Raw genomic sequence first — 24,336 nt, 5'->3', positions numbered from 1 at the left:
TAAAGGTTAATCTACAATATGCAAAAAAGAACTTTAGTTGGTTTAGTAACATTAATGTGCATTTCTCTGTTTGGGATTATTGCACTACAGTACATTTGGGTAAGCAACGCAATTAACGTACAAACTGAGAAATTTAATGCTTCGGTATTTGATGCTTTAAATCAAACCGTATATAAACTTCAAAGAAACCAAGCCGCTAATTATTTCTTGAATCAATATGCGCCAAATAATCAGGTTTCATTGAGTATTGATACTGCAAAAAATAGTAGAAGCTACACGGTTCCATATTTTCCTAGTACAGCCACTCAAAACAACAAACAAGCTACTAATACGGGCGTTGTAAAAATAATGGAGCACAATCCGTATGGTATATTCTCGGCACAAGCAAATATTACCGAGAATGGCATTAGCCGAAAATATCAGATATCACGAAATACTTTAGATCCTCAAAACGGTGCTAATATGTATGAGATTGAAAAGGCTATGAATCATTTAACAGATTCATTAAACCAAATTATCAATCACATTCAAAACGGAACGATAAATGCCATGACGCTTTTTAATCAGTTTAATTATGAGCTTCATATGCAAAAATCGGATAAACGGAAATTTATAAATAAAAAGGAGCTTCAGAAAACACTTAAAAGTGAGTTATTTAATAGAGGTGTCAATTTAGATTACGAATTTGGTATATACACCAATAACCGATCTAACAAAACCACTTTATCATCTAAATATTATGAGGTTGATGAAAGTTCAAAACTATTTAGTTGCTTGCTCTTTCCGGATAATATTATGCGAGGCCAAAATAGTTATGTTCTCGATATATACTTCCCCGATAAAGATCGATTTATTATGAAATCACTTTCCTTATTATTTGGGGGCTCTTTTTTACTTACAGTAATTATACTTCTTACTTTTTATTTCACCCTTAAAACTATTGTTGATCAGAAAAAAGTTTCGGAAATAAAATCGGACTTTATCAACAATATGACTCATGAACTAAAAACTCCTATTGCAACCATTAATTTAGCTGCAGATAATATTGCAAATCCAATAATATTGAACAGTCCGGAAAATATTTCTCCGTTTATACGGATTATTAAGGAAGAAAATCAACGCATGAATAAACAAGTTGAGCGTGTTCTGCAAATGTCTTTGATAGAAAAAAAAGATTTACAGTTGGTCCCTATTAGTGTTGATATTCATAAAATAATTCAAGAAGCCATTAATAAAATAGCGCTTCTTGTGAATGAGAAAGAAGGGGTTATCTTATCAAATTTTAATGCTCCAAAAACTTCTTGCTTGGTTGATGAAGTGCATATTACCAATGTTTTGCTTAATTTGTTCGAAAATGCTATTAAATATTGTAAAGAGGAACCTCATATAGAGGTAAGTACTACAAATACAAAAACTAGCATTGAAATTTGCGTAAAAGACAATGGCATTGGAATGAGTAAAGAACAGCAAGCCAAAGCTTTTGATAAGTTTTTTAGAGCAACAAAAGGCAACATACACAATGTAAAAGGATTTGGCCTTGGCTTAAGCTACGTAAAAGCAGTTATGCTTCAACACAAAGGCGATATTAAACTCAAAAGTAAACTTGGCGAGGGAAGTCAATTTACCTTAACTTTACCCCTAAACGAAAAACAACTTAACTAAAACTAAGAAATATGAAGAAGGTATTTATGGTAGAAGACGATCTCAATTTTGGGACTGTTATGAAATCGTACCTCGAAATAAATGGGTTCAATGTAACCTGGGTGAAGGATGGCGCTAATGCAATGAAAACCTACATGCCCGATTATTTTGATATTTGCATTTTGGATGTTATGCTTCCGAACATTGATGGCTTTACCATTGGAAGAGAAATTAAAACCATAAACGAAAATATCCCCCTCATATTTTTAACCGCAAAAACACTAAAAGAGGATGTATTACAGGGGTATGGCGTTGGAGCAGATGATTACATAACCAAGCCTTTTGACTCTGAAATACTTATAGCAAAAATAAATGCCATACTTAGCAGATCTACTCATCAAGAAGTTAGTCCGAAAGAAAGCGTATACAAATTAGGTTTTTTAGAATTTAACTACGAAATGCGTACTCTAAGTTCTGAAAACTACTCGCAACAACTCTCACCCAAAGAAGCCGATTTATTAAAAATGTTATGCGAGAATATTAATAAAGTAATGCCTCGTGAAAAAGCCCTTACCAAAATATGGGGCGAGAATAATTATTTTACTACGCGTAGCATGGATGTTTATATAACCAAGCTGAGAAAATACCTACGAGAAGATAAACACGTAGAAATTGTAAACATCCACGGAAGTGGTTATCTATTAAAAGTGAACAAAGATTAAATTGATGCTTATACCAAAAACACCATCAAATGATTGATAAGAAATTGAATTATTTATAGATTCTACAATGAATAAAATAGAAATATAGCCATAGCTAAATTGACATTTTATGAAGAAGTAGAAGCTTTATAGAAACAATTTATACCAATCATTTGGTGGTGTTTTTGGTATAATACAGTAAATATAAAACATTCAATAAAAGAAGGGCTTTTAAAATTTTAATGGTATAATATTTCAAAAAGCATAATAAATATCTCAGCAATAGTTATTTTAGTAATACAAATAGGCACATTCGCATTTTTGTATTAAGTATAACTACTTTAAAATAGCCCTTCATGACTTTATACGATTACATAACAATAACTTTTATTTCTGTAGGTGCAGTTATTATGCTATTAAGCGCAAACCGCACAAAAAGAATCCTTAATATGTTACCCACAAATAAACTAAGGGGTAAATGGCGAGGCTTGAGTATATCCATGTTTGTTTTTTTTATTGGTTATCTATTTGTTGTTCTATTGGTTATTTTAGGTCGCTCTGAATTACTCGAGTTCCTGTCTGGGATAATATTCTTATTGGGTTCACACTTTGTATTTATTGTGGTTAGCTCAGGACTAGATAGCTTTAAAAAAATTAAAGAAATAAACCAAAACTTAAGTGATACCGAACTAAAAAATAAAGAACTCGAACGCTTTGCTTACGTTACCTCGCATGATTTAAAAGCTCCACTCAGGGGAATATATAGCCTAGCATCGTTCATAAAAGCAGATTTAGAGGACGGACAAACTGAAGAGGTTCAGGATCATTTAAACACACTATTAAAACAAGTTGAGCGACTCGAAAATTTAATTAATGGAATATTACATTATTCTAAAATTGGTAAAATTACCGTTGAAGCCATTAACCTTAACCTTTTGGTACATGAGGAGTATGAAAAATACCAGAACCTAAATAATGTAAAACTCGAAATTCAAGGTACTTTGCCTACCATAAATGGAGATAAAACACAGATATCACAACTAATATCGAACTTGTTAAACAATGCCATCGAGTATAACGACAAAAAACTTTGCCAGATAACTATTTCAAGTGAAGAAAAGCCTAATTTTTACGAGATAAGCTTTGAAGATAATGGCCCTGGAATCCCCTCTAAATATCACGAAAAGATATTCGAAGTATTTCAAACTCTTGCTCATAAAGATATCCACGAAAGCACTGGCATAGGACTTTCAATTGTAAAAAAGATAATGGATAAACACGAAGGCGAGGTTAAAGTAGAATCTGATGGTAAATTAGGAACCAAGTTTATTATAGTTTGCTCAAAAAAGTTAAAGTAGTTAATAAATATCAACCGAACCCTAATTTCTGCCCTTCCAAGCATTTGTGATTAACTTAACAAGATTCAAAAAGCATAAAATACAAAAGCCCGATTCGTAAGAATCGGGCTTTCTTAATATCTATGGTAAAAACACACTTCTGTCTTCTTACTTCACTCTTCTTTACTTGTTTGCTTCAACCCATTTACGAGCATTTACAAAAGCTTCGATCCAAGGGGTAACCTCATCGGCTTTTCTGTCCTCAGGATAGTGTGCACATTGCCATGGGAAAATAGCACGCTCTAAGTGAGGCATCATAGCCAAGTGGCGACCATCGTTTGATACGATTGCTGCGGTGCTGAAATCAGAACCATTTGGATTAGCTGGATAAGCATCGTAGGCGTATTTACCTGCAATATTGTACTCTGCCTCTGCTTTTGGCATGTTGAATTTACCTTCGCCATGTGCAATCCAAACACCTAAGGTATTTCCTGCCAATGTTTTTAACATTACAGAGTTGTTATCTTGGATATTCATGTTCACATAGTTCGACTCGAATTTATGCGAATCGTTGTGCTCCATGGTTGGTTTCACATCGTGATTTGGGTAAACTAACCCTAACTCAACCATTAACTGACATCCATTACAGATACCTAAACTTAAAGTATCAGGACGTGCATAAAACGCATCAAGTGCTGCTTTTGCTTTTTGGTTGTATAGGAATGCTCCGGCCCAACCTTTTGCAGAACCCAAAACATCAGAGTTAGAGAATCCACCTACAAATACGATGAAGTTAACGTCCTCTAAAGTTTCGCGACCTGTGATAAGGTCAGTCATATGAACATCTTTTACATCGAAACCAGCTAGGTACATTGAATAAGCCATCTCACGATCGCCATTCACACCTTTTTCGCGGATGATAGCGGCTTTTACGCCCGACATGCCATTACGCTTAGCCTCTAAACCGTAAGCTGCAAGTGTTCCTGCAAAATCGGCATTAAACTTATATTGTAATGGTTGTTGTTTATAGTTTTCGAAACGTGCTTTGGCTTGCGCTTCGCCGCTTTGTTTGCGATCTAATAAATACGAAGTTTTGTACCAAGTATCGCGCATCTCATCAATATCGAAGCTCATTGTTTCGCCCGACTTAGTGATGCTTAATGTGCGTGCCTCAACAGGAGAACCAATCACTTGGAAAGCCAACTCTTTTTCGGTTAATAAAGCCGTTACTTTAGCTTCATCCTTAACCTGAATCAATACACCTGGATTTTCGGCAAACAATACTTTTACTAGGTCTTGCTCTTCGATAGCTGATAAATCGATGTTTAAACCATGTGATTTATTGGCAAAACACATCTCTAACATTGCAGTTACCATACCTCCGGCAGAGATATCGTGACCTGCAAGAATTAAATCATCCTTAATTAAAGATTGAAGTGTTTCTAATCCCGTAAGGAAATATTGGTTATCGGCAACCGTTGGAGCCTCAGCACCTAGTTTATTTACCACCTGTGCAAATGAACTACCGCCTAATTTTAAAGCATCGAAAGAAAGATCGATATAGATTAATTTAGTATCTACATCTTTCTTTAATACCGGCTCAACAATTTGGCGCACTTCACTAACCTCTGCAGCAGCAGAAATAATTACCGTTCCCGGAGAGATTACTTGCTCTCCATCTTTATATTTTTGAGTCATCGATAAAGAATCTTTCCCTGTTGGGATGTTGATTCCTAAATCGCAAGCAAACTCACTTACTGCCTCAACAGCTTTGTATAAACGGGCATCTTCGCCTTCGTTTTTACAAGGCCACATCCAGTTGGCGCTTAACGAGATGCCTTTAACACCACGTGCAAACGGTGCCCAAACTAAGTTGGTTAAACTCTCGGCAATGGCTACTTTTGAACCTGCAGCAGGATCGATCATGGCAATTGCAGGTGCGTGACCTACTGATGTTGCCAATCCGCTAGTTCCTGTATAATCAATAGAAGTAGCCCCTAGGTTATTCAATGGAATTTGAATTTCACCGGCACATTGTTGCTTGGCCACTTTACCAGTTACCGAACGGTCAACTTTGTTTGTTAACCAATCTTTACTAGCAACAGCTTCTAATTGTAATACACTCTTTAGGTAATCCTCGATTTTAGAAGCATCGTAAGATACTGCCTCGTACGACTCCTCAACTGTTTTATCTTCCATAATTGTTTTAGGAGGATTCCCAAACATATCTGAAAGTTGCCAATTGATTGGCGCATTACCTTTACTATCTTTAAATACAAAGCTCATGTCGCCTGTTGTTTCACCCACCACATACATTGGTGAACGCTCACGATCGGCAACCGCTTTTAATTTGTCAATGTCTTTTTCTTTAAGCACAAGACCCATACGCTCTTGCGACTCGTTACCTGCAATTTCTTTGGCAGATAAGGTTGGATCTCCCACCGGAAGTTTATCTAAATCGATAACACCACCTGTTTCTTCAACCAACTCTGATAAACAGTTTAAGTGACCACCAGCACCATGATCGTGAATTAACACAATTGGATTTTCATCGGCCTCAGACATGGCACGAATGGCATTCATGGCACGTTTTTGCATTTCAGGATTTGAACGCTGAACGGCATTTAACTCAATGGCATTGTCGAACTCACCAGTTGCTACCGACGAAACGGCTCCACCACCCATACCAATACGGTAGTTATCGCCACCTAAAAGCACCACTTTGTCGCCTTTATCTGGAGTATCTTTTAAGGCATCCGATTTTTTAGCAAAACCAATACCTCCGGCCAACATAATTACTTTATCAAAAGCAAATTTCTTTTGGTTCTCGAAGTGCTCAAATGTAAGCACCGAACCACAAATCATTGGCTGACCGAACTTGTTACCAAAATCACTAGCTCCGTTAGAAGCTTTGATTAAGATTTGCTCTGGTGTTTGGTATAACCAAGGACGCGCCTCGTTGGCTTGCTCCCATGCTCTACCCTCTTCTGAACGAGAATAAGAAGTCATGTAAACAGCTGTACCAGCAAATGGAAGAGATGCTTTACCTCCACCTAAACGGTCTCTGATTTCTCCTCCTGCACCTGTTGCAGCACCATTAAAAGGCTCAACAGTTGTTGGGAAGTTATGTGTTTCTGCCTTTAATGAAAGAACAGTATCAATTTCTTTGGTTTGGAAATAATCAGGCTTATCGTGCGATGCTGGAGCAAACTGAACCGCTTTTGGTCCTTCAACAAATGCTACATTATCTTTATAAGCTGAAACTAAGAAATTTGGATTTTCTTTTGAAGTACGTCTGATTAAGTTGAATAAAGAGCTTTCTTTCTCTTCTCCATCAATAATAAAAGTACCGTTGAATATTTTATGACGACAGTGCTCTGAGTTTACTTGAGAGAAACCGAACACTTCGCTATCTGTTAATTTACGACCTAATTTTACGGCCAATCCTTCAAGGTATTGAACCTCATCCTCGCTTAAAGCTAAACCTTCCGATTTGTTATAAGCGCCCACATCATCAATCTCTACAATTGGATCTGGTTCTTTGTCGATGTTAAAAATTTCCTGATTTAATCCGGTATACAATACCTGTAACATTGGATCAAACTCAGCTTTTTCATCAGCTACTTTAAAGTACTCCTCGATACGAGTAATACCTTCGATGCCCATGTTTTGAGTGATTTCTACGGCGTTGGTACTCCAAGGAGTAATCATCTCTTTACGAGGTCCAACAAAAAAACCACCTAAGTCCGTTTCATCGGTTTTGGTGGCACCACTAAAAGCCCATTCAAGCTTTTTTACATCTTCTGCTGCTAAATTAGCATCGCAGCCTACTGCTAAAATCTGTTCAGATTTACCTTTAAAGAAAAGGACCATGTTTCTTCCTGTTTTGAGATTTATTGAATCTGCTGCAAAAGTACAATAAAGGATGAAAATTACGTAATTAGAGGGAGTGTTTTTTGTGCTTATTAACAATACAGAATTGCATATACAAAAAAAAGGGAGTCTGATACCAAACTCCCTTCATTTTTCAACCTTAAATGGTTTTTTATTTTAAGTTCGCAATACTTTCTTCTATTGCTTTTATTTTAGCTTCTGCGTCTGCTTGTTTCTGCTTTTCAATAGCAACAACCTTTTCAGGTGCATTATTAACAAAGCGCTCATTACTCAGCTTCTTACTAACAGAAATCAAGAATCCTTTTTGATATTTTAATTCTTCCTCTAGTTTTTTAATTTCTTCTTCTGCATCAACTAAATCACCAAGTGGAATATAATATTCTGTAGCTTTTACCATAAACGATAATGCACCGGATACTTTTTCTGTTACAAAGTTTACTTCGCTAGCATTAGCCAATTTACTAAGTATTGGAATAAATGTTTTATCCAAAGAACCATCATTATCTAATATACTTAAAGCAATTACTTCTTTATTGGCTATATTTTTTTGCTTACGAATATTACGTACTCCTGCAACAGCTTCTTTAGTCAACTCAAAATTAGCTAACAATTTTTCATCAACCTTAGTTACCTCCGGCATCTGAGCAACCATAATACTTTCGCCTTCTTTTCTAGGCTCAAGTAATTGCCATATTTCCTCTGAGATAAATGGCATAAATGGGTGTAGTAATCTTAAAATCTTATCAAAATTATCGATAGTTGCTTTTAAGGTAACTTCATCAATTGGTTGTTGATAACCTGGTTTAACAATCTCAAGGTACCATGAAGAGAAATCATCTCTAAATAAAGTATAAACAGACATTAAAGCATCTGAAATACGATATTTACTAAAGTGATCGTTAACTACTTCAATGGTTTGGTTTAATTTATGACTGAACCACTCAATGCCTTTTGTTGCACTATCAGGCTGCGGAAGTGAACTGTCAACTTCCCATCCTTTAACCAATCGGAAAGCATTCCAAATTTTATTTGCAAAGTTACGGCCTTGCTCAGTTAAGCTATCGTCGAATAATAAATCACCTCCTGCAGGAGAACACAATAGCATACCAACACGTACACCATCAGCTCCATATTTAGCAATTAAATCTAATGGGTCTGGAGAATTACCCAATTGCTTACTCATTTTACGACCTTGATCGTCACGAACCATACCAGTAAAGTATACATTCTTAAATGGGAATGTTCCTTTAAATTCGTAACCAGCCATAATCATACGTGCTACCCAAAAGAATATAATATCATGACCTGTTACCAAATCACTTGTTGGATAATAGTAATCTATTTCATTTTTTTCAGGATTAAAACCATCAAAAACAGAAATAGGCCACAACCATGATGACGCCCATGTATCAAGCACGTCTTCTTCTTGACGAAGATCAGCAATAGTTAAAGCGTCATTGCCCCTTTTTTCTTTCGCCAACCTTACGGCTTCTTCATCATTCTTAGCAACGACAAACTCTCCATTTTCGAGATAGTAAACTGGGATTCTATGTCCCCAATATAATTGACGTGAAATACACCAATCTTTTACATTCTCCATCCAATGGCGGTATACATTCTTGAATTTAGCCGGATGGAACTGAACTTCGTCAGTCATAACAGCATCAAGAGCAACCTTGGCCATCTCGGTCATTTTCAAGAACCACTGCGTACTAAGTTTTGGCTCAATAACCGCACCCGTTCTTTCTGAACAACCAACTTTATTATCGTAATCTTCAATTTTTAATACGTTACCTGCTTTTTGTAATTCTGGGATTATTTCCTCACGAACCACAAAACGATCTTTACCCACAAATAACTGGGCTTTTTCGCTTAAGGTACCATCATCATTTAATATATCGATGCTCTCCAAATTATGACGCATACCCATTTCGTAGTCATTGATATCATGTGCAGGCGTAATTTTCAAACAACCTGTACCAAATTCCATATCAACATAATCGTCTTCTATTATAGGAATAGAACGATTTACCAAAGGCACAATAACACGTTTTCCTTTAAGATGAGTAAAACGCTCATCGTTAGGATTAATACAAACTGCAGTATCACCCAATATGGTTTCAGGGCGAGTAGTTGCAATTGTTACCGTTCCCTCTTCTCCTTCAATATTGTAGTTTAAATAGTATAATTTAGATTTTACTTCTTTATAAACTACCTCTTCATCTGATACAGCAGTTAGGGCATCCGGATCCCAGTTGACCATTCTAACACCACGATAAATAAGACCCTTCTCATGTAGTTTAACGAATGTATCAATTACCGATTCGCTACGTTCCTTATCTAATGTAAAACAAGTTCTATCCCAATCACACGAAGCACCTAGCTTTTTTAATTGCTCAAGAATAATTCCTCCGTGCTCTTCAGTCCAATCCCAAGCATGGCCAAGAAATTCATCACGCGTTAAATCAGCTTTATCAATACCTTGAGTTTTTAGTCTATTCACAACCTTTGCTTCGGTAGCAATTGATGCATGATCAGTACCTGGAACCCAACAAGCATTTTTACCCATCATTCTAGCCCTACGAACTAAAATATCTTGAATAGTATTATTTAGCATGTGTCCCATATGTAATACTCCGGTAACATTAGGTGGCGGAATGACGACAGTGTAGGGCTCTCTTTCATCAGGTTCTGAATGAAAAAGATTCTGATCCATCCAATACTTATACCACTTATCCTCGGTTTCAACCGAATTGTATGTACTTGCTAATTCCATTTTATAAATAATACTATGGTTACTTAATTACTACACAACTTATTTGCAGGTATGCATTTAAATAAAGTTGTTCAATTTTCGGATGACAAAAGTACAAAAAAATAGCCTTTAACTTCATATTTATGAAAGTAAAGCATCATTAATAATTACTTTATTATTTACTTGCGAGCTATTGACATTCACACATACAATACATAATTTTGATTTAATACTAAACGTAAGTTTAATTTTTATTACGAACTATTTTATATGTATATTGTTAAACAAGCAAATACACTAACTTAGAAATTAGAACATTATGAAAAAATTACTATTTATTGCTCTTGTTATTACAGGATTAGCAGCTAGTGCCAATGCACAGGAAGTCGGTGTAAGATTTGGTAGCTTTAGTGGAAATAACGTTGCCATCGACGGAGTATTTGGATTAGGCGAATTTAGCAGAATACATGCTGATGTATCTTTTGGTGATGGCGTTGGAATTGATGCGCTATGGGACTTCTTGTATAAACCACTTGGAGATGTAGAAGGTTTAAATTGGTATACAGGTGCCGGTGTAACAACATTTATTGGTGATGATTTTAAACTAGGTGTTGCTGGTGAAATTGGTATTGAATATCATTTTGCAGGAGTTCCGATTGCTCTTGGAATTGATTGGCGACCTACTTTAGAAATAATTGACAACACGAGTTTTAATGCTGATAGCTTTGGTTTTAATGCTAGATTCTGTTTCTAAAACTTAAGCCAATACACAATATAAAAGGAGGAAGTACAGCTGTACTTCCTCCTTTTATGTAAATGATTATTTTACTCAACTATTACCATGAATCTGTTTCAATATTATCTTTCATAATTCTGTCTTGCTGTGTTTTAATTTCAGCGTCACTCATTTTACTCTCTTCTCCAATATATACCAATACTCTCGAACCATAATTTTCGCTATCATTTATTGGTATTATTTCTACATACACCTTCCCATTTTTCTTATAAATACTTGAAGTTTTCGGCATCACACTAAATAAGATTAACTTTCTGCAATTTGATGGCTCTAATCCAAGCACCTCAATAGTATTATTAATACCCCCAACAGTAACTTTTGCTTTTGTAGCTGACATATCCATTAATATGTACTTACTGTGTTTCTCTTTACTTAGTAGGCCAATGTACATATTCCCATTAATACCAACTACTTTAATTTTACTTATCCCTGACAAATCAACATCCTCAATGTCGAAGTATATTTTATCCGTAATTTTATAAACTACATCATATGTGTTATTTACTCCAATCGCATCACTTACATCCACACTAGTTTCTTCTTCAACTTCTTGTTCTTCAGAATCTGTTGAATCATCAGTTTCCTCTTCTTGGTGTTCACCTTCATCTAAGTTCTCTTCTTCAGAATCATTTTCATCGTTTTGTTCCACCTCTGAGTCTTCCTCTTCTTCTGAATTATCAGATTCATCGTTTGTTGATTCATCGTCCTTCTCTTTATTATCTTCAGATTGCAGTTCGTCAAATATTTCGTCAGCTTCTTCTAACAAAGAATCATCTTTTGTACAAGCCGAAAATAATAAGCAGCATACAATAAATATCGAAACTAAATTAAATACACGTTTTAATACATCATAAAATTTTACATTTTTCATAGCATAGAAATTTAAACATTCACACAACACCAGCTTCCTTTACTCGCTGATACGCAAGATATGTAAATAGGTTGCATAAATACCTAAATAACTACCATAGAGTAATAGCAACCCTAACTCCCCACATCTTAAAAGAGGTATTTTCGAAAGAAACAAAAGCACCAACAGAACCTACTAATAGGATATCTGAGATACCATACCCTAGCTCATTATAATTCAATATTTTTTCATTCGTCAAAAAATGAAGATATAAATTTTCATTCCACAATTTATCTTGAAGAAATGGTAGATTCTTAAGTAAGAGATAAGGTGACTTATAATTTAAATGGCCCTGAATAAACCAATCATTACTACTATACTCGTAATCATTTAGCAACACAAAGCCATTGTGCCATTGCTTAAAAGAGATTGGTATTTCGGAAGTATTAAAATGTTTGAACTCTGAAAAATGCATTTCACCAACATTAAAAAACTTTCCAATACTCAGGTCGTATTTAAAGGCGTACATAAAACTCCAATCAAGTTCTTGCCTTATTCTTAGTTCCATTAAATTGTAATTCGACATTTCTGTATTACCAAAATCAAACGCTCCTCTATAACTTAATGAAACAGTAGGGAAATCAGAATACTGCATTACTTTTCGGCCATGTACAATTTTATAATAATTCTTAGGGGTATAATGTAACGATGCGCTGAAACTATTACTTGATCGGGAATTAAAATATGTTGAATCAACGTTTGAAACCACGTTATTAGGTTCATACGACCTACTAGGGTATGCTAATGCAAAATCGGTACTATTCTCAAGCTCAATATACCTAGCATGTTTTAACCCAGTTGAGAACTGCAAACCATTTACTATATCTATATCGATTGCTCCCTTTATATAATTGCCTTGATATAACTTTAAATAATTTTCTTTAAAAAAAAGCGAAGACATCGCGTTAAGCAATGGGTGTGTACCACTTTCATCATTAAAATCGGAAAACCACTGACCTGCTGACAAACTAAGAACACCTCTTTGTAAAGGGGCAAAATAGTATTTATTCTCAAACCTCCATGTGAGCTGCTCCTGTGCAAAAGCATATTTTAAATAAGGCTGAACAGTTAGGTGGTGAATTGTATCCAGTTTCCAACGGGCCTCCATTGTCTGCATATATGAAAACCCTGCCACTGAATTAAAATCAAATGCTTTAAGGTTTATGAGTCCGGGATAGCTTATTTGCAGGGCACTATCCTTTGAAAAAGAATGATACCCTGATATTACTTTCGAAAACAGACTCCTATTTTTATGATTATTAAAAGCTTTAGTTGTATCTCCTTCTGCTGATCTGAGAGACATATTTATTGAGTCTCTCTTATTAAAGCTACTGATCTCATTATCTGATAAAGGGATTGGTCTTATTACATCCCACTGAATACTATCACGCTTCACAGTATCCTTAACTACCTTATAATTACTACTCCAATCATCAATTTCCAAACTCTCATCTTTTTCTTCTTTCTTCTCCTTATTCACCAAACGAGTTAGTTTTAGCATATCCCTATTACTTAGATCATCCTTCTGGAGTAAGGCTTCGATTTTTTTTTCAGTTTTTGATAATTGCGGTATACTGTCACTCTCCTCTTCTTCCATTCCCCCATAAGCAATTAGCACCGATTCGGGAACAACCAAGGCGTCATTCAACTCAATATCATGATAATCAACCGAACCACTATAATTAGCCTTTAACTTAAAACCCATCAATTTAACATCCACATCAAACAAATGACTCACAGGAAGCCACACGCGTTCTTTAACCTGCTCCTGCACTTGCTTAACTTTAATAGTGCCAAAAAACTGAGTATTTGATAAATTTACGGAGTGAATATTCCAGAGTTGATCTACTATATATATGTATCCTGAAAACAGCTTCTGATTTTTCCTTTTGGGAATTACTTTTATTTTATTCACATAGTAATCTCCCTGCTTAAAAAAACCGATATACTGAAACTTATAAAATGAAAATGATTTACGAGAAAGCGGACTAATTAAATCTTCATTATCTACATCGTAAAAACTATAATTTAAAAATCCCATTACCTGATCTTCGCTATCATTTGGGATGCTAGAACGCTTTGAAACTTGTATATGTTCGTACTGATTAGGGAGGGTGAACTTTATTTTATTTACCGATTCGGATACGTAATTCTGCCCTTGCTCAATACCCTCTTCTTTTAATTGCTTGCGCATAATCAGAGGAATCTTATCCATATCAAACCCTCCTTTTAAATAAACATCAGCATTATAACGTTTAACTTGCTGTTGAAAATAAGGAGCTAGACTAATTGATTTGCGCATAATTGCATAAGCAGGATCTTCCTTTCCTGAATAAACCTTTACTTCTTTAAGTCGATAATCTTGCTCTTGCAAAGTAATATCCATTTCTATATCCTCATTACTTACAACAATTTTAATCTCCTTACGGGCAAAGCCTAAAGCCTGAAAGTAAATATGATATTCGCCCTTATCTAACCTTAGGCTATATATTCCCTGGGCATTACTTGTGGTTCCGGTGGTTAATTCCTTAATATAAATAGATGCAAAAGGAATACTCTGACCGTCGATTGAAGAAATAGTTCCTGATACAGATTGCGCAGAGAATTCGGAACAAAGAAAAGCTAAAAGGAACAAAAGAAATACTCTCATAAAGTAAGTACGGTTTATAGAAAATGACTTTTAATATCTGCAAGCTCCATCATAACAAAACATACTTGCAAATTTGACTTAGGTAGAGCAAAAATAGGACAAATTATTAGCCTATTAAACAAACATATAGTGATAATCAAATAAAACATATACTAATACGTACTTCACAATGCTACACTGAACTACCAGTCAAGGCATTGAAATTTTTATTTATCTTTTTTGTAAATAAAACATGATAAAAGATAGCTTTTAGGTATTTTTACCTCCTAAATTAAAATACATATATGCCATCAATATCAAAAAGAGGAAATGATATGCCTCAATCACCAATACGAAAATTGGTACCAATATCGGAAGAAGTTAAAAGTAAAGGTATTAAAGTTTACCACCTTAACATAGGCCAACCCGACATCCACACTCCACAAGAAGCCTTGGATGCGGTGAAAAATTTTGATAGAAAAGTTGCAGCATATACTCACTCGGCAGGTATGCCAATGTATAGAAAAAAACTAACCAAATATTACAAAGAAGCCAATGTTGATATTGCTTACGATGATATAATGGTTACAACCGGAGGATCTGAAGCTTTTTTATTCGCTTTCTTTTGTTGTTTCAACCCTGGAGATGAAATAATTATACCTGAACCATTTTATGCGAACTACGCCGGATTTGCTACTGCAGCAGGTATTAACATCAAACCTATTTCTTCAAAATTTGAGGATGGATTTGCACTTCCTCCAATTGAAGAGTTTGAGAAACTGATTACCTATAAAACAAAAGGAATATTTATATGCAATCCCAATAACCCAACGGGTTATTTATATTCTCAAGAAGAGTTAAATCATTTGAGAGACATTGTTTTAAAACACGATTTATACCTTCTTTCAGATGAAGTATACCGCGAGTTTTGCTACGATGACCAAGAACACATATCTGCATTACAACTAGAAGGCATAGAAGAAAATGTTGTACTAATAGACTCTGTAAGTAAAAGATATAGCGAATGCGGTATCAGAATAGGGGCATTAGTTAGTAGAAACAAAAGTGTGATTAGCTCTGCAATGAAATTTGCTCAGGCCAGATTAAGTCCTCCCCTGTTTGGACAGTTAGCTGCTTGCGCCTCGCTAGATGCATCTATTGAATATAGTGGCTATGTTTATAAGGAATATTTAGAACGTAGAAATCTGCTTGTTGAAGGATTAAATAAAATACCTGGTGTGAAATCTTTGACTCCGAAGGGAGCGTTTTACACAATGGCGAAACTACCGGTAAATGACTCCGATCATTTTTGCGAGTGGCTATTAGGAGAGTATTCGTTCAATAACGAAACCTTAATGTTAGCTCCGGGATCTGGTTTTTACCACAGTAGGTATTTGGGTAAGGATGAAGTGAGAATCGCATACGTACTAAAGCAAGAAGACTTAAAAAAATCGCTCATTATCCTTGAAAAAGCTCTTGAAGTTTATCCTGGAAAGAAATAATAATTCTTAAGGAATAAAAGCGCTCTAAATACTATCTTTAGGGCGTTTTTAATTTCTAAGCATGAACATCAATCTATATATTGCCAATAAAATACGAAAAGGGAAAATAACCGGTAAAAAAATAGCGGGCCCTGTCATTACCATTGCAACCCTAGGCATTATCTTAGGAGTTACAGTAATGATTTTATCCCTTACCATTGGCACAGGCTTTAAACGTGAAATTAGAAATAAGATTGTTGGCTTTGGATCACACATTCAAATAATAAATTATGATTACAACTCTTCATTTGAAACAAATCCCATCAGAAAGGATAGCATATTTGTTGAAGAAATTTATGAATTTGAAGGCATCAAACACATCCAAGAATTTGCTACTAAGCCTGGACTGATTAAAACCAAGGATAATATACAAGGTATTATTTTAAAAGGAACAGGCAGTGATTATGATTGGAGCTACTTGGAATCTACCATCACAGAAGGGAAACTTCCCAATTACAATACCTCTAAAACATCCAATGAAATTATCATTTCAAATACAATAGCTAAACTACTGCAACTTAATATTGGAGATAAGGTACCAATGTACTTTTTCCAGGATAAAATAAGAGCGCGTAACTTTAAAATAGCAGCAATATACGACACGCACCTAGCCGAATTTGATAAGATGTTTATGTTTGTTGACATCAGACAAATTGTTAAACTAAACAATTGGAATAACAACCAGATAACTGGCTACGAGATTACGCTAGATAGTTTTGATCAATTAGAGGAACTCAGCCGAGAAATTGATATTCTTGCAGCCTCCAGAATCTCACCAGATGGTGGAATGTTACGCATTTCAAACATTCAACAACAACAACCTCAAATTTTCGGATGGCTTGGCTTGTTAGATATGAATGTAGCTGTTATTATAACTTTAATAGTAATTGTTGCAGGCTTTAATATGATATCAGGCTTACTAATTATCATTCTTGAAAGAACATCAATGATTGGTATTTTAAAATCGATAGGAACACAAAACTGGAATATCAGAAAAATATTTCTTTACCTCGGTTCATTTATAATAATACGAGGAGTTGTAATTGGTAATATAATTGGGCTTACACTTTGCTTAATCCAACAGCAATTTGGCCTGTTTAAACTAAATCCAGAAAACTATTATTTAGATACTGTACCAATATACATTAATGCCTTACATATTGTGTATTTAAACATTGGCACCCTACTTGTTTCTTACTTAATGATGGTAGGGCCTTCCTACTTAATTACCAAGATAACACCTGTTGAAGCCATACGCTTTGATTAAGAAGCACAGCCTAGTAACAATATTTAACAAACAAATTATCGTAGCGAGATTTTTTGGCACGAAATTTATAATACTCTATATGTATTTAGACAAAGGTTTAGATTAATAATAGACAAAGACAATGCAAAAAAAGCCGGTGGGGAAACCGGCTTTTTTTATGGACTTTTGTGAGATTTTTAGTAGTTTAAAACAAAACTATTAAAGCATGAATCTGAAACTCATAAAATACATTCAAGAAAAAACAAAAACAGAACTCCCTGGCAAGGCAGCGCAACTTATCATGTCTCCCTCAGACAGAAATACTTCCAACCGATCATACCCAATAAATTCAGCTAAAAACAGCAGTGTACTCATCCTTTTATATCCTAAAAATGGAAGCATTTACATTCCGTTTACATTAAGGGCACAATATAAAGGGGCGCATAGCGGTCAAATCAGTTTGCCTGGAGGAAAGGTTGAAGAAACAGATAGAGACCTTGAACATACTGCCCTAAGAGAAACTTACGAAGAAATTGGCATTCACAGTAACTCCATTACAACCATAGGCTCACTAACACCAACCTACATTCCCAATAGTAACTTTAACGTTTATCCATTTATTGCCTATTGTTCTGAGGAACCGGAATTTAAGCCCGATAATTATGAGGTTGATGAAATTATAGAAGCTCCACTGCATCAGATTATGAATCCGAATAGTGTAAAGCAATTTGAAAAGAATATAAATGGACATGATATCACAGCGCCATATTTTGATATAGATAAGCACCGAATATGGGGTGCAACCGCAATGATTATTAGCGAATTAAAACAATTACTTTTGCATTACGAGGAAGAATTAATCCACTAAATTTTTGTAATGCTCGTATCGTTCAATAATTTCTTTAACATACATATATGGCTCAGCACCTCTACAGTACCCGAATTGAACAATAGGATCTTTAAAATATTTAGGATTGGATTTATTCAATAAATAGAAGTCTACGTTATCAGTCCATAATTTTGGATTCTTTTTATATTTCTCAGCCAAGCGCATCGCATCAAGCACATGCCCTATCCCAACATTGTAAGAGGCCAATACAAACTTCTGTCGTTCAACAGGATCCTGAATTCTGATGGCCATTCTTTTGTCAAGCCACTTTAATAACTCAACCCCTCCTCTAATATTCTCGCCTGGTGAATACACATCATCCACCTTAAAGCGTTCTGCCGTAGCTGGCATCAATTGCATCAATCCCTTTGCTCCTGCCCAACTTTCAATTTCAGGCTCAAATCGAGATTCTTGATAAATAAGTGATGCTACTAATCGCCAATCCCAATCGAAATCATTTACTTCATTTTTTATAATATCATCAAAGCGAGAAAAACTTCCTCCCTTAAACGAATTAAAACTATTGTCGACAATATGGCTTGAGCGTCTGTTGATAAAGTACTTCTTATAAATGTAGCGATACCTGCGAGTTTCCTTAAAACGTACTATCCAGTTATTCAATACGGATAATAAATCAGGCGAAGACTTACGTACTGCCCATGCAATTTTTTGAGGAAAACTAATGGCCATATCAATATTGATATTGCTGTAGTAGTTTGTATTTACTTTGGCTACATTTTCATCGGCAATCGTATAATCTATTTCGCCTTCCGAAACCAATCCTATTAGTTGCTCAGCTTCATAGTGCGCAATTTCAACCACATTAATACTATCGCCTATTTCATCGGATAAATGATTCAAGCGCGACTTATACGCTGAGCCTTTGGGGATATAAATGGTTTTACCAGCTAAGTTTAGTTGGTTGGTGATGGTCTCTTTGAATGGACTATCTGAATTTGCCTTATCAATTAAGGCATCGTTACGCTGAATTAATACCTGACGCGCATAGGCATGAGGCTCTGTAAAAGTAACTAACCTAGAACGGTCATTGGTTACCGTAAGGTTTTTGGCAATAAGATCAACATCACCCCTTCTCAAGTCGCCGAGGTTATTCTCAAAATCGTTATCAACAATTAACTCTAACTCTAAATCAAGATTATCGCAAAAAGCATTTAACAATTCTAACTGATACCCCATGGGAGTACCTTTATAAATAAAATAGTTAATTGAATTGTAATCTGTAACAACAACTAATTTGCCACGCTTTTTTATTTCATCAAAGTCGATACTTACCTCCTCCTCATATACCTCCTCTGATTTTGTACCAGAAGGCGTACTACATGAGCTTAATGAACACAATAATACAATTACAGCAATAAGAAACCTCATAGAGAATAATTTGTTTTATAAGTACATACGAGGTAATTGGCAATAAGGTTTACAATTTTAATCATAAAAACGCCATGTAATTCCGTACTTAATTCGCATAGGCTGATATGGATAACCCTTTGAAACGAAATAATTTTGATCCATAAAACTCTCGTTGAAGTGATCAAGTTTAAAGTAGAAGTTAGCACGTTTTAGATGCATATTTATAAAGAAATCCATAAAGGGATAATTCCCAATTTTTTGATCACTCTGCAAATAAAACTGGCCAGTAGCCGGCATGTAAGCTTTGGCGTAAAAAGCAGTATGGTAACGTACATCAACCCCAACCTGAAACTGAAGAACACGTTTTGCCAAATAGAAGTTTAGGTAATTTGAGGTAAATGCCGCGAAATCAGGCACAGGGTACAACTCTTGATTACTAGAATACTGATAGGCTAACTTATTATTACTATGAAAAGGCCCTGCCGTAAAATCTTTATTTAAAGATATTTGAAATGCACTAATTACATCTGTTGTTTGCTTAGGCATAGCATTTTGATCCCAATAAATATAATCGCTCATGGTTTTCGATTGCCACGATAATTTCATTCGTCGTGTAGGAATATTTATACCTGCCTCTAGGTTAATTGTTTTTTCTTGTTTACTAATTGCATTTTCCCATTGAAAATGGTTAGAATAATAATTATCCTCAAAATATTCAGCTGAGCGTAAATCTAAGTACCCTTTAGCATAGATACCTGCTGTATCTTTAAAAACACGATATAATGAGTTTATTTCTCCAGATACATGTATATCTCCGGCCTTATATCCTTGAAAATACAAACGGCCGTCTGCATTCCACCAAAAGTTATCTCCTAGGTTCTTAAAAACTTGCCCTCCAAAATAACTCGTGACAAGAGTTTCTTTTTGGTATTGGTAAGTATAAACAAGATCACCATTATCATCCTCATCTTTGATAGACTCATCAGGCATCATGTACGTTTTTATATCGTTACCTATATAGGCCCTTAATCCAAAACGCAATAAGGAATTGGCTTCCTCATTAAATTTTATTTGGAATACATTACTTAACTTCGTATAGGTTGTACTATCCATTGTTTCGTAAGGGTTGATATAAATACTATCATAAATTGGAATCTCCCCAGCATCGTTATACTTATTTGTTAAATCATCAATATTATAACTCCTCCTATAAGTACTAGCATTCAATGTGTGATATATGGTACTCACCGGTACCGATATAGGTTCAAATGAATCATCTTTGATAACATTACCCAAAGAATCAAGCTCCTCAGAAGCTGGTTTATTGATAGTAATACTACCAATATTATAACTATGCGATAAAAAGAAATTATAGTTTTGAACCCTACTAAAAGCATCCTGATATTCAACGGGGATATCTTCGGGCTTACTAAAATCGCCAGACTCAGGATTAGGATTTGTTATATACTCATGATCTGCATTAAGTAAACCTCCACTTTCAAGGTGAAGTGCTTTATTATATAAGAAAGCCGAATGAATGGCGTATTTTTCTCCAACGTAACTTGTAAAAAACTTGAAGTTACGCACATCAACATTTTGCGCATTATACATACCTTGCGTAGATAAAGTATTGTACTCAGCACCAAAATTAAAATCCTTTGTAACATTAGTACTAAAGAAAGCAGAAAAGTTCTCTTCCTTACGCCTAGCTGGCTGACCATTACGATAAGTTAATTCAGAGAAAGGTGTTTTAGTATTAAACCAAACAATATCTTCGGGTTGATTCAGCAAATATTTGATATTACTTACAAAAATAAACTCATTAAAACTCTCTTGATTCGATAATAAATTGGAAGTAAATGGAGAACCTATATTACCTGTAGAAGTATTTGAGAAACTCTCTTTAAAAGATAAGTTATCAACATGAAAGCCTGCTAAAGTAGTATCTATAGCAACGCTATCTATAAAAGTATTGTTGTCAATTAACACCCAATTTCTAAATCGGTCGTGCACATCAACCGTCTCAACTTCTTTTTCTTCTGGCTCCTCTTCAAAGCTGCCTTGAGCAAACGTTGAATTGATACTGATAAGAAACAAGAATAAATATATACAGTTTAATTTCATTGCCGACAAAGATAGAAAAACTCTTTTTTATAATGCGCTATTATCTATTTCAAATGACATATTAAGGACATCTACAATAAGATAATATTCTGATTAAACATTAAGAAAATGTGAACATATCACTTATTGGTTTAAAAAAAAAGTTTACTTTTGCGCCTTCAAATTTAAAACCTAAGCTAAAAATATTAATTTCAACGTTTTATATCCTATTTTCAAAAAAAACACTTATGAAAAAAGCTTATTTTTTAGTATTATTTGTCGCTATTTCCCTAGTAGCAGCAAAAGCACAAAACATTCAATTACACTACGATTTCGGAGAATCAAGAAAACTTGCCACAGCAACCATTGAAATGTTTAAACCAGATAAGTATGGTAGTACTTTCTTTTTTGTTGACATGGACTTTGGAGGCACAAATGGTACTCCTGTAGCAGATTTTGTTGGTGAGCGCACTAACAATATGAACTTAGCCTATTTTGAGATTGCACGTGGTTTTAAATTTTGGGAAGCTCCTATTGAAATGACTGTTGAGTATAATGGCGGTTTCTTAAGAGATGCTTCTGCTGGAGGTTACCCACTATCTACAGCATACTTGGCAGGACCAAGCTACACCATGAACAGCAAAGATTGGTCGAAAGTATTAACCTTTAAAGCATTATACAAACAATCGGTTAATGTTAATAACATTGAAGGTTTTGGTTACAACAACGTTCAATTTACTGCTGTTTGGGTACTTAACTTCTTCGATAACAAATTTACTGCTACTGGTTTTGCAGACTGGTGGACTGAGAAAGTTCCTGTAAATGGTGCTTACATCCCTGGCCTTAACGAAGAAACTGCAAGTTCTGTTTTCCTTACCGAACCTCAATTCTGGTATAACTTTAACAAAAACTTCTCCTTAGGTTCTGAAATTGAAATCAGCAACAACTTTGCATTAAACAAAGGCTGGATGGTAAACCCTACTGTAGCAGCAAAATATACATTTTAAATAGTATACTATGTTAGAAAAGTTTTTTCAACTGAAAAAGAACAATACCTCAATCAGAACTGAGGTAATTGCAGGTATTACCACGTTTATGACGATGGCATACATACTTGCTGTTAATCCTGATATCCTTTCTGCAACAGGAATGGACAAAAATGCACTTTTCACAGCAACTGCACTATCTGCCATTGTTGGTACATTAGTTATGGCATTAGTTGCTAAACTTCCTTTTGCTTTAGCTCCAGGAATGGGACTGAATGCTTTCTTTGCCTTTTCCATTGTAATTGGAATGGGCCACAGTTGGCAATTTGCTTTAACGGCGGTATTCATTGAAGGTATCATCTTTATATTATTAACCATGTTTAATATTAGAGAGATGATTGTGAATGCCATTCCTATGAATTTAAAGCATTCCATCTCCACGGGTATTGGTCTGTTCATTGCTTTTATTGGTCTTAAAAATGCAGGAATTATTGTATCAAACGATGCCACTTTTGTTGCCTTAGGTAATCTTTCGTCGCCAGCAGCTTATATTGCCTTGGGTACGCTTGTTTTAATCGGTATACTTTTAGCACGTAATGTAAAAGGCGCTTTATTAATTGGTATTTTTGCTGCAACAATAGTAGGTATTCCTTTAGGTATTACAACCATTCCTGATGGAACTTTAGTTTCTCTACCGCCAAGCATTGAACCTATTGCATTTAAGTTCGACTTCCATAATATATTTACAGCTGATATGGTAATTGTATTATTCACTCTATTATTTGTGGATATGTTTGATACCATTGGTGCTTTAGTTGGTGTGGCTTCAAAAGCAAATATGTTAGATAAAAAAGGACAAGTACCTAGAGTTAAGCAAGCATTACTTGCCGATGCAATTGGTACTACAGCAGGTGCTATGTTAGGAACATCAACCGTAACAACTTATGTTGAGAGTGCTTCAGGTGTTGCTGAGGGTGGCCGTACTGGTTTAACCTCGCTTACTACTGCTGGTATGTTTTTCTTAGCTCTTTTCTTTGCGCCAGTATTCTTAATGGTTCCAGGTGCAGCTACTGCTCCGGCATTAATATTAGTAGGTTCGTTTATGATGAGTCCTATTCTGAAAGTAAACTTTGATGATTTCACAGAATCAATTCCCGTATTTTTAACGGTAATTATGATGCCACTTACCTTCAGTATTGCCGATGGTATTGTATTCGGATTATTATCATACGTTCTGTTAAAACTATTTACTGGCAAAACAAAAGAGTTAAGTCCTATTATGTACATACTAGCGATACTATTCCTCTTTAAGTTTTTCATATAGATTACTTTAGTTGAAAACTAAAATATATTAAGGCCGCCCATAAGCGGCCTTTTTTTATACCCCATAACTCACCTTAACTCAAAAACCAAGCACCTACCCTTAATTAAGCGAGTTTAAAACTTGAATAAAAGTTTTTATTTATGTTGCTTTACACACTGCTTTTAAGCTCTAACATCCGGCTTAAGCCGCAGACTATTTCAATTATAGAAAGCA

General features: G+C 35.0%; 15 protein-coding genes. 9 read left to right on the top strand and 6 right to left on the bottom strand.

Annotated features, from left to right (window positions below):
• Positions 1–18: 18 nt before the first annotated feature.
• From A8B35_RS00565 to A8B35_RS00555, 3 genes are all read left to right on the top strand, one after another.
• Positions 19–1,662, top strand: a complete 1,644-nt coding sequence (locus A8B35_RS00565) for a sensor histidine kinase (protein WP_075601643.1) — start codon at positions 19–21, stop codon at positions 1,660–1,662.
• 11 nt (positions 1,663–1,673) lie between these two features.
• Positions 1,674–2,363: a response regulator transcription factor gene (locus A8B35_RS00560; RefSeq protein WP_075601642.1), complete on the top strand. Its 690-nt coding sequence runs from the start codon at positions 1,674–1,676 to the stop codon at positions 2,361–2,363.
• Between the two features lie 335 nt (positions 2,364–2,698).
• Positions 2,699–3,700 (top strand): sensor histidine kinase, encoded by a 1,002-nt coding sequence (locus A8B35_RS00555; protein WP_075601641.1) that lies wholly within the window; start codon positions 2,699–2,701, stop codon positions 3,698–3,700.
• Positions 3,701–3,862: 162 nt separating this feature from the next.
• On the opposite strand, the gene purL is transcribed toward A8B35_RS00555, so the two are convergent.
• Both purL and A8B35_RS00545 read right to left on the bottom strand, forming a co-directional pair.
• A complete protein-coding gene (purL, locus tag A8B35_RS00550) occupies positions 3,863–7,552 on the bottom strand; it encodes a phosphoribosylformylglycinamidine synthase (protein WP_075601640.1) in 3,690 nt (1,229 codons plus the stop codon).
• A gap of 172 nt (positions 7,553–7,724) precedes the next feature.
• Entirely contained in the window at positions 7,725–10,349 is a 2,625-nt protein-coding gene (locus A8B35_RS00545; RefSeq protein ID WP_075601639.1) for a valine--tRNA ligase, read from the bottom strand.
• Positions 10,350–10,647: 298 nt separating this feature from the next.
• On the opposite strand from A8B35_RS00545, the gene A8B35_RS00540 reads away from it, so the two are divergent.
• Positions 10,648–11,082, top strand: a complete 435-nt coding sequence (locus A8B35_RS00540; RefSeq protein ID WP_075601638.1) for an outer membrane insertion C- signal — start codon at positions 10,648–10,650, stop codon at positions 11,080–11,082.
• An 82-nt stretch (positions 11,083–11,164) separates the two neighbouring features.
• Here A8B35_RS00540 and A8B35_RS00535 read toward each other — a convergent pair whose 3' ends face one another.
• Both A8B35_RS00535 and A8B35_RS00530 read right to left on the bottom strand, forming a co-directional pair.
• Entirely contained in the window at positions 11,165–11,995 is an 831-nt protein-coding gene (locus A8B35_RS00535; protein WP_075601637.1) for a hypothetical protein, read from the bottom strand.
• A 91-nt stretch (positions 11,996–12,086) separates the two neighbouring features.
• A complete protein-coding gene (locus tag A8B35_RS00530; RefSeq protein WP_075601636.1) occupies positions 12,087–14,684 on the bottom strand; it encodes a DUF5686 and carboxypeptidase regulatory-like domain-containing protein in 2,598 nt (865 codons plus the stop codon).
• A gap of 284 nt (positions 14,685–14,968) precedes the next feature.
• On the opposite strand from A8B35_RS00530, the gene A8B35_RS00525 reads away from it, so the two are divergent.
• From A8B35_RS00525 to A8B35_RS00515, 3 genes are all read left to right on the top strand, one after another.
• The gene (locus A8B35_RS00525) at positions 14,969–16,165 is read left to right on the top strand and encodes a pyridoxal phosphate-dependent aminotransferase (RefSeq protein ID WP_075601635.1); all 1,197 of its coding nucleotides are present in this window, start codon (positions 14,969–14,971) and stop codon (positions 16,163–16,165) included.
• 61 nt (positions 16,166–16,226) lie between these two features.
• Positions 16,227–17,471 carry an ABC transporter permease gene (locus A8B35_RS00520; protein ID WP_075601634.1) on the top strand — a complete coding sequence of 415 codons (1,245 nt, stop codon included), beginning with the start codon at positions 16,227–16,229 and terminating at the stop codon, positions 17,469–17,471.
• A gap of 205 nt (positions 17,472–17,676) precedes the next feature.
• Positions 17,677–18,318, top strand: coding sequence for an NUDIX hydrolase (locus A8B35_RS00515; RefSeq protein WP_075601633.1), 642 nt, complete (start codon positions 17,677–17,679; stop codon positions 18,316–18,318).
• Here A8B35_RS00515 and A8B35_RS00510 read toward each other — a convergent pair.
• Both A8B35_RS00510 and A8B35_RS00505 read right to left on the bottom strand, forming a co-directional pair.
• Positions 18,307–19,728 (bottom strand): MltF family protein, encoded by a 1,422-nt coding sequence (locus tag A8B35_RS00510; RefSeq protein WP_075601632.1) that lies wholly within the window; start codon positions 19,726–19,728, stop codon positions 18,307–18,309. The genes A8B35_RS00515 and A8B35_RS00510 overlap by 12 nt on opposite strands.
• Before the next feature lie 57 nt (positions 19,729–19,785).
• Complete coding sequence (locus tag A8B35_RS00505) at positions 19,786–21,834, bottom strand: putative porin (RefSeq protein ID WP_075601631.1); 2,049 nt, start codon at positions 21,832–21,834, stop codon at positions 19,786–19,788.
• Between the two features lie 227 nt (positions 21,835–22,061).
• Between A8B35_RS00505 and A8B35_RS00500 the strand changes: the two genes are divergently transcribed.
• Both A8B35_RS00500 and A8B35_RS00495 read left to right on the top strand, forming a co-directional pair.
• Positions 22,062–22,820, top strand: coding sequence for a DUF5020 family protein (locus A8B35_RS00500; protein ID WP_075601809.1), 759 nt, complete (start codon positions 22,062–22,064; stop codon positions 22,818–22,820).
• Between the two features lie 10 nt (positions 22,821–22,830).
• Entirely contained in the window at positions 22,831–24,123 is a 1,293-nt protein-coding gene (locus A8B35_RS00495) for an NCS2 family permease (RefSeq protein WP_075601630.1), read from the top strand.
• Positions 24,124–24,336 lie beyond the last annotated feature (213 nt).

This window comes from Saccharicrinis aurantiacus (assembly GCF_001660705.2).
GTDB lineage: Bacteria > Bacteroidota > Bacteroidia > Bacteroidales > Marinilabiliaceae > Saccharicrinis > Saccharicrinis aurantiacus.
The sequence above is the reverse complement of the archived record's forward strand: the minus strand, read 5'-3'. Positions and strand labels throughout refer to the sequence as shown.

Bases quoted from the DNA above. Each gene is read 5' to 3' on its own strand.
- A8B35_RS00565 (WP_075601643.1), top strand. From the start codon at position 19: ATGCAAAAAAGAACTTTAGTTGGTTTAGTAACATTAATGTGCATTTCT.
- A8B35_RS00560 (WP_075601642.1), top strand. From the start codon at position 1,674: ATGAAGAAGGTATTTATGGTAGAAGACGATCTCAATTTTGGGACTGTT.
- A8B35_RS00555 (WP_075601641.1), top strand. From the start codon at position 2,699: ATGACTTTATACGATTACATAACAATAACTTTTATTTCTGTAGGTGCA.
- purL (WP_075601640.1), bottom strand. From the start codon at position 7,552: ATGGTCCTTTTCTTTAAAGGTAAATCTGAACAGATTTTAGCAGTAGGC.
- A8B35_RS00545 (WP_075601639.1), bottom strand. From the start codon at position 10,349: ATGGAATTAGCAAGTACATACAATTCGGTTGAAACCGAGGATAAGTGG.
- A8B35_RS00540 (WP_075601638.1), top strand. From the start codon at position 10,648: ATGAAAAAATTACTATTTATTGCTCTTGTTATTACAGGATTAGCAGCT.
- A8B35_RS00535 (WP_075601637.1), bottom strand. From the start codon at position 11,995: ATGAAAAATGTAAAATTTTATGATGTATTAAAACGTGTATTTAATTTA.
- A8B35_RS00530 (WP_075601636.1), bottom strand. From the start codon at position 14,684: ATGAGAGTATTTCTTTTGTTCCTTTTAGCTTTTCTTTGTTCCGAATTC.
- A8B35_RS00525 (WP_075601635.1), top strand. From the start codon at position 14,969: ATGCCATCAATATCAAAAAGAGGAAATGATATGCCTCAATCACCAATA.
- A8B35_RS00520 (WP_075601634.1), top strand. From the start codon at position 16,227: ATGAACATCAATCTATATATTGCCAATAAAATACGAAAAGGGAAAATA.
- A8B35_RS00515 (WP_075601633.1), top strand. From the start codon at position 17,677: ATGAATCTGAAACTCATAAAATACATTCAAGAAAAAACAAAAACAGAA.
- A8B35_RS00510 (WP_075601632.1), bottom strand. From the start codon at position 19,728: ATGAGGTTTCTTATTGCTGTAATTGTATTATTGTGTTCATTAAGCTCA.
- A8B35_RS00505 (WP_075601631.1), bottom strand. From the start codon at position 21,834: ATGAAATTAAACTGTATATATTTATTCTTGTTTCTTATCAGTATCAAT.
- A8B35_RS00500 (WP_075601809.1), top strand. From the start codon at position 22,062: ATGAAAAAAGCTTATTTTTTAGTATTATTTGTCGCTATTTCCCTAGTA.
- A8B35_RS00495 (WP_075601630.1), top strand. From the start codon at position 22,831: ATGTTAGAAAAGTTTTTTCAACTGAAAAAGAACAATACCTCAATCAGA.